At 69.9% G+C, this 6,345-nt stretch carries 7 protein-coding genes; 5 read left to right on the plus strand and 2 right to left on the minus strand.

All coding sequences use genetic code 11. The annotated features are described in order from the left end of the window. The coding region (locus Q0D57_RS18940) for an isocitrate/isopropylmalate family dehydrogenase (RefSeq protein ID WP_291046952.1) at positions 1–424 on the plus strand (424 nt) is incomplete at its 5' end. Positions 425–457: 33 nt separating this feature from the next. On the opposite strand, the gene nagA is transcribed toward Q0D57_RS18940, so the two are convergent. Together nagA and Q0D57_RS18950 are read right to left on the minus strand one after the other, a co-directional pair. Beyond that, positions 458–1,642: an N-acetylglucosamine-6-phosphate deacetylase gene (gene nagA, locus Q0D57_RS18945; protein WP_291046954.1), complete on the minus strand. Its 1,185-nt coding sequence runs from the start codon at positions 1,640–1,642 to the stop codon at positions 458–460. Next, positions 1,639–1,992: a YrdB family protein gene (locus Q0D57_RS18950; RefSeq protein WP_291046956.1), complete on the minus strand. Its 354-nt coding sequence runs from the start codon at positions 1,990–1,992 to the stop codon at positions 1,639–1,641. Before Q0D57_RS18950 ends, nagA begins: the two co-directional genes overlap by 4 nt. Before the next feature lie 110 nt (positions 1,993–2,102). On the opposite strand from Q0D57_RS18950, the gene Q0D57_RS18955 reads away from it, so the two are divergent. The 4 genes from Q0D57_RS18955 to Q0D57_RS18970 all read left to right on the plus strand — a co-directional run. Next, positions 2,103–3,239, plus strand: a complete 1,137-nt coding sequence (locus Q0D57_RS18955; protein ID WP_291046957.1) for an ROK family transcriptional regulator — start codon at positions 2,103–2,105, stop codon at positions 3,237–3,239. Positions 3,240–3,313: 74 nt separating this feature from the next. Next, a complete protein-coding gene (locus Q0D57_RS18960) occupies positions 3,314–4,594 on the plus strand; it encodes an extracellular solute-binding protein (RefSeq protein WP_291046958.1) in 1,281 nt (426 codons plus the stop codon). Positions 4,595–4,703: 109 nt separating this feature from the next. Continuing rightward, a complete protein-coding gene (locus Q0D57_RS18965) occupies positions 4,704–5,693 on the plus strand; it encodes a sugar ABC transporter permease (protein ID WP_291046959.1) in 990 nt (329 codons plus the stop codon). Further along, a partial coding sequence (locus Q0D57_RS18970) for a carbohydrate ABC transporter permease (RefSeq protein WP_291046960.1) occupies positions 5,690–6,345 on the plus strand: 656 nt, incomplete at its 3' end. The genes Q0D57_RS18965 and Q0D57_RS18970, both read left to right, overlap by 4 nt.

The raw sequence follows: 6,345 nt of genomic DNA on the forward strand, positions 1-6,345 counted from the left end.
CTGGGCCTGCAAGAACTACGACGGCGACGTGCAGTCCGACACCGTGGCCCAGGGCTTCGGCTCGCTCGGCCTCATGACCTCCGTGCTGGCCACGCCCGACGGCAAGGTCGTCGAGGCCGAGGCCGCCCACGGCACCGTGACCCGCCACTACCGCCAGCACCAGGCCGGCAAGCCCACGTCGACCAACCCGATCGCCTCGATCTTCGCCTGGACCCGTGGGCTCGCCCACCGCGGCAAGCTCGACGGCAACCAGGAGCTGATCGACTTCTCGCTCACCCTCGAGGACGTCGTGATCAAGACGGTCGAGTCGGGCAAGATGACGAAGGACCTCGCACTGCTGGTGGGCCCCGAGCAGGGCTACCAGACCACCGAGGAGTTCCTCGCCACGCTCGACGAGAACCTCAAGGAGCGCATGGGCGCGTAAGCACCCGAGCGCGTCGCAGAGCCCCCGCCCCGGTCAGTCCGGGCGGGGGCTCTGCCGTTCCCCGGCGGCCACGACCAGCTCGACCTCGAGGGCCGAGGTGAGCAGCACGAGGTCGGCGAGCATGCCGGGGCGGAGGGCGCCCAGCTCGTGCGAGCGCCCGATCGCGCGCGCCGGCGTGGCGGTGAGCGCCTCGACGGCCTGCACGGGGTCGACCCCCGCCGTGATGGCGGTGCGCAGGGCGGCGTCCTGCGTGAGGGTCGAGCCCGCGATCGTGTCGGTGCCTCGCAGCACGGCGAGGCCGCCCGTGACCGTCACCTCGAGCGAGCCGAGGCGGTAGTCGCCGTCGCAGGCCGCTGCTGCGGCCATGGCGTCGGTGACGAGGGCGATGCGCCCGGGCGCGCTGCGGAAGGCGAGCTCGAGCACGGCCGGATGCACGTGCTCGCCGTCGGCGATCAGCTCGAGCACCACGCGGTGGTCGTCGAACGCGGCCACGACGGGCCCGGGGGAGCGGTGGTGGATGCCGGGCATCGCGTTGAAGGCGTGGGTGAGCAGGGTGGCACCGCGGTCGAAGGCGTCGCGCGCCTGGTCGAACGTGGCCTCGGTGTGGCCGAGGGCGACCACGACGCCCGCCTCGGCGAACGTCTCGATCGCGCCGAGCGCATCCGGGAGCTCGGGGGCGAGCGTGATCTGCAGCAGGCTGCCCTGGCCGGCGGCCACGAGGTCGCGCACGAGGTGCGGGGTGGGGTGGCCGAGGAACTCGGCGCGGTGAGCGCCCTTGCGGGTGGGGGCGAGGAAGGGCCCCTCGAGGTGCGCACCCAGCACGAGCGGATCGACGCGGGCGAGGCGGGCGACGGCGTCGAGACTCGCCTCGAGCTCGTGCGGCGGGTTCGCCACGAGCGAGACGGCGGATCGGGTGGTGCCGTGGGCGCGCTGCACCGCGAGCCCCGCCAGCATCGCGTCGTGCCCGTCGTCGAACGCGTGGCCGCCCGCGCCGTGCACGTGCAGGTCGATGAAGCCGGGGGTCAGCCAGCCTCCGCGTGCGTCGATGACCTCGGCGACCTCACCGACCTCAGTGAGCTCGGTGCTGTCGGTGACCGCCGTGCGCCACCCGTCTCCCGTGCCGACCGCCCGGATGCGGTCCCCCTCCACGGCGAGCCAGACGTCGTCGACGATGCCGTCGGCGTCGAGCTTGCGGGCTCCGTGGAGGACGAGGTTCACGTCAGCGCCTTGCGCCCCGCGATGACTCCGCTGCCGATGGCGAGCACGGCGAACACGACGGCCACGATGGGCTGCCCGAGGGTGAACCAGGCCAGCGCCGCGGCCATCACGAGGGCGATCTCGACCAGTGCTCGCCCGAACGAGTCGATCGCGATGACCGCCCGGGGCGACAGGAACAGGGCCCAGATCAGGATCGCCAGGAGCGGCGCTGCGATTCCGATGACGATGTTCCAGGGGAACGGCCAGGTCAGGAAGCCCCAGATGCCGAGGCTCACGAAGAGGAAGATCTCGAGCACGAAGTGGAGGACATCGTTGACGCCGAGGCGGATCGGGCGGGACTGATCGGACACGGACTCCATGGTAGGCGCTCAGGCGGCGCCATGTTACGGGTTTGTAAAGACCGTGCACAAAAGCGTCGAACCTCTTGATCCGAGTATGTTCGTAAGCTTTACTAACAAACATGACGCAGCTGCGGAAGGCATTGAGGCCGAGCACGAAGGCCCTGCCCGAGTACACCAGGGGGCACAACCGCTCCCTCGTGCTGCAGACCCTCTACCGCGACGGTCGCCGCAGCCGGGCCGACATCGCCCGCGAGACCGGCCTCACCCGGGTCACCGTGAGTGCGCTCGTGGCCGAGCTCATCGCCGAGGGACTGCTCGTGGAACTCGGCCAGCGCGAGGAGACGAGGCCAGGCAAGCCCGCGACCCTGCTCGACCTCGACCGCAGCGCGTTCGTGATCGTGGGCCTCGACCTCTCGGAGCACTCGGTCTTCACGGGTGCGCTGCTCGATCTCGACGGCGCCATCTCGACCCGCGCCGAGGTGGAGCTCGCGGGCTCCACCGGCGACGAGGCGCTCGCGAAGGTCGTGGCCCTCGCCGAGCAGCTCGTCGCCGCGGCGACCGCGCCCGTGCTCGGCATCGGCGTCGGCTCGCCCGGTGTCGTCGACCTCGGCGGTGTGGTGCTCTCGGCCCCCAACCTCGGCTGGCAGGGCGTGCCCCTGCAGGCTCTGCTCGCCGAGCGCTTCGGGGTGCCGGTGGTCGTGGCCAACGACGCCAACGCCGCCATCCTCGCCGAGCACAGCTTCGGCGGGGCGGCGAGCGATGCCATGCTCGTGAAGATCGGCCACGGTGTCGGTGCCGGCCTCCTGCTCGGCGGCACCCCGCTGTTCGGCAGCCGCTTCGCCGCGGGCGAGATCGGGCACGTCGTGGTGGGCACCGACGGCGGCGCGGTCTGCGCGTGCGGCAAGCACGGCTGCCTCGAGACCTGGCTCAGCATCCCGAACCTCCACGCGAGGCTCGACCGACCGGAGAACGGCGACGCGCGCGAACGCGACGCCGTGCTCCGCGAGGCGGGGGAGCGGCTCGGCATCGCGCTGGCCCCCGTGGTGGGAGCGCTCGACCTCGGCGAGGTCATCCTGAGCGGCCCCACAGATCTTCTCGACGGAACGCTCGCGAGCGCCACCGTCGAGACGCTCCGGAAAAGGACGATGGCCGAGTTCCACGGCTCCGTCACGCTCCGGATGACCGCGCTCGGGCCGGACATCGTGCTCCGAGGCGCCGCCGTCATGGTGCTCTCCTCGCGCCTCGGAGTCTCCTGACGGACCAGCACCACCTGCACTCACCCCAGCCGGTGCCCAGCCGGCGACCATCGCCCTAGGAAAGGTAGAACACCATGAGGAAGACGACACTCGCCGTCACCGCTCTCGGCGTCACGGCAGCACTGGCGCTCGCCGGGTGTGCCGGAGGATCAGGATCGGGGGACTCCGGCTCCGGCGACGACACCGCCGACATCCGGGTCTGGCTGAACGGCACCGACACCCCGGATGCCGCGCGGGAGTACCTGAAGACCACCTTCGAGGCCGACCACCCCGGCAGCACCCTCACCATCGAGGAGCAGAGCTGGACGGGCCTCGTCGACAAGCTCACGACCAACCTCTCGGGCTCGGACAGCCCCGACGTGGTCGAGGTGGGCAACACGCAGGCCGCCGCGTTCACCTCGGCCGGCGCGTTCCTGCCGCTCACCGACGTCTACGACGCGATCGGCGGAGACGACCTGCTGCCCGGCTTCGTGGAGGCCGGGAGCTACGACGGCACCCTCTACGCCGCTCCCTACTACTCCGGTGCACGCCTGGTGTTCTACAAGAAGGACCTGCTCGCGAACGCAGGCCTCTCGGTGCCCACCACTCTCGACGAGTACGTCTCCAACGGCATCGCGCTCGCCGAGGCCAATCCGGGCGTCTCGGGCATCTACTTCCCCGGTCAGGACTGGTACAACGCGCTGCCCTACATCTGGGAGGCCGGCGGCGAGATCGCCGAGCAGGACGGCGACACCTGGACGTCGACGTTCTCGAGCCCCGAGTCGATCGAAGGGCTGAAGCAGGTGCAGGAGGTCATGACCAAGGCCTCCGTCGCGGCGAAGGACGGCAACGAGACCGACCCGCAGGTGCCCTTCTGCGAGGGCGTCGTGGCCAACCTCTCGGCGCCGAGCTGGCTCAAGGGCTCGATCCTCGCCCCGGCCGATGCAGACGCCCCCGGCTGCCCCGACCAGGAGCCGAACCTCGGCGTCTACGCACTCCCCGGCGCCGACGGCGGCGCGGCGCACGTGTTCGCGGGCGGCTCGAACATCGCCGTGGCCGCGAAGTCGGCCCATCCGGAGCTCGCCACCGACGCGCTCGAGATCATGCTGAGCGACGAGTACCAGTCGATCCTCGGCGAGAACGGCCTCGTGCCCGCCAAGCTCTCGCTCGCCGACACCCTCGGCACCGACGAGGTCGCCACCGCGATCGCCGAGGCGGCCGCGAACTCCAAGCTCACCCCGGCCTCGCCGAAGTGGGCCGACGTGGAGGCCTCGGGCGCGCTGCAGGACTTCTTCGTGTCGATCGCCCAGGGCGGCGACGTGGCGGCGCTCGCCGCGGACCTCGACGAGAAGATCGACGGCATCCTCAACTCGTAGAGCGAGAGAAATGACGGTGGCCGTGCGCGAACACGGCCACCGTCAGCCCAGATGCCCATCGCCCTAGGAAGGTGGTGAGCACCCTTCGATCGTACTGGGAGTACCCACCATGACCTCCTCTGTGATGCTGGTCCGGGAGCACGAGTCCGGAGGCGTTCAAGAGCTGCCGCTCGCGCCGAAGAAGAACGGCAAGCGGGGGCCCTCGAGGGCCAGACCCGGCCGGTTCACCCCGGGCGTGCTGCTCCTGCCCGCGCTCCTCATCCTCGCCGTCGTGATCGGCTGGCCGCTGATCCAGCTGTTCGTGATGTCGTTCCAGGAGTTCGGCCGCGCCCAGGTGTTCGGGGCTCCGGCGCCGTTCATCGGCTTCGACAACTACGCGCGGGTGCTCGGCGACCCGCAGTTCTGGGCGGTGCTCGCGCGCAGCGTGCTGTTCTGCCTCGCCAACGTGATCGCCGCGATGGTGATCGGCACGCTGGTGGCGCTCCTGATGAACCGGGTCAACCGGTTCTTCAAGGTGCTCGTGAGCGTGGGCCTGCTGCTGGCCTGGGCGATGCCCGCCCTCACCGCCACCATCGTCTGGGGCTGGATGTTCGACACCCAGTACGGCGTGGTGAACTACCTGCTCGAGGCCGTCTCGGGGCAGGACTACACGAACCACTCGTGGCTGATCGACCCGTTCTCGTTCTTCGTGGTGGCCACGATCATCGTCACCTGGGGCGCCGTACCGTTCGTGGCCTTCACGATCTTCGCGGGACTCACGCAGGTGCCCGAGGAGGTGCTCGAGGCCTCCCAGCTCGACGGCGCGGGTGCCTGGCAGCGCTTCCGGCTGATCGTCTTCCCCTACCTCCGCTCGATCTTCGTGGTCGTCGTCATCCTGCAGGTCATCTGGGATCTGCGGGTCTTCACCCAGATCTTCGCGCTGCAGGGCATCGGCGGCATCAAGGAGGAGACCTCGACCCTCGGCGTGTACATCTACCAGACCTCGCTCGGCCAGGGCGACTACGGAACCGGCGGCGCCATCGCGGTGATCATGGTCATCCTCATGGTGGCCATCTCGGTGCTCTACGTGCGCCGCAGCCTCAAGGAGGAGGAGCAGTGACCCTGTCCCGCAAGCGACTGACCGGCATCCTGCTGGGCGCCGCCTCGATCGTCGTGTTCGCCTTCTCGGTGTTCCCCGTCTACTGGATGGTCAACACCTCCCTGCAGCCCAACAACGAGATCCGTGGCAGCGTGCCGAACTTCGTGCCGCAGAACCTCACCCTCGCCAACTACGAGACGGTGATCTTCGATCCGGGCCGGGCGCCCTTCCTGCCCGCACTCGGCAACTCGCTCATGGTGACCATCTCGACGGTCGTCATCGCCCTCGTCTTCGCCTTCCTCGCCTCGCTCGCGGTCACCCGCTACCGGTTCCGGAGCCGCAAGACCTTCATCTTCGTCATCCTCATCATCCAGATGATCCCGGCCGAGGCCATGATCGTCTCGACCTACCGGGTGCTCGACGGCTGGGGGCTGCTCAACACGATCGTGGGCCTCACGCTGGTGTACGTGGCCACCGTGCTGCCCTTCACCATCTGGACCCTCCGCGGCTTCGTCAACGGCGTGCCGGTGGAGCTCGAGGAGTCGGCCATGATCGACGGCTGCTCGCGCACCGGCGCCTTCTGGCGCATCACCTTCCCGCTGCTCGCACCCGGCCTCGTGGCCACGGGCGTGTTCGGGTTCATCCAGGCCTGGAACGAGTTCCTGCTGGCCCT

This window comes from Herbiconiux sp. (genome assembly GCF_023264895.1).
Taxonomy (GTDB): Bacteria; Actinomycetota; Actinomycetes; order Actinomycetales; family Microbacteriaceae; genus Herbiconiux.

Excerpts from the sequence above, each read along its gene's own strand:
- Q0D57_RS18955 (WP_291046957.1), top strand. The coding sequence starts at position 2,103 with ATGACGCAGCTGCGGAAGGCATTGAGGCCGAGCACGAAGGCCCTGCCC.
- Q0D57_RS18960 (WP_291046958.1), top strand. The coding sequence starts at position 3,314 with ATGAGGAAGACGACACTCGCCGTCACCGCTCTCGGCGTCACGGCAGCA.
- Q0D57_RS18965 (WP_291046959.1), top strand. The coding sequence starts at position 4,704 with ATGACCTCCTCTGTGATGCTGGTCCGGGAGCACGAGTCCGGAGGCGTT.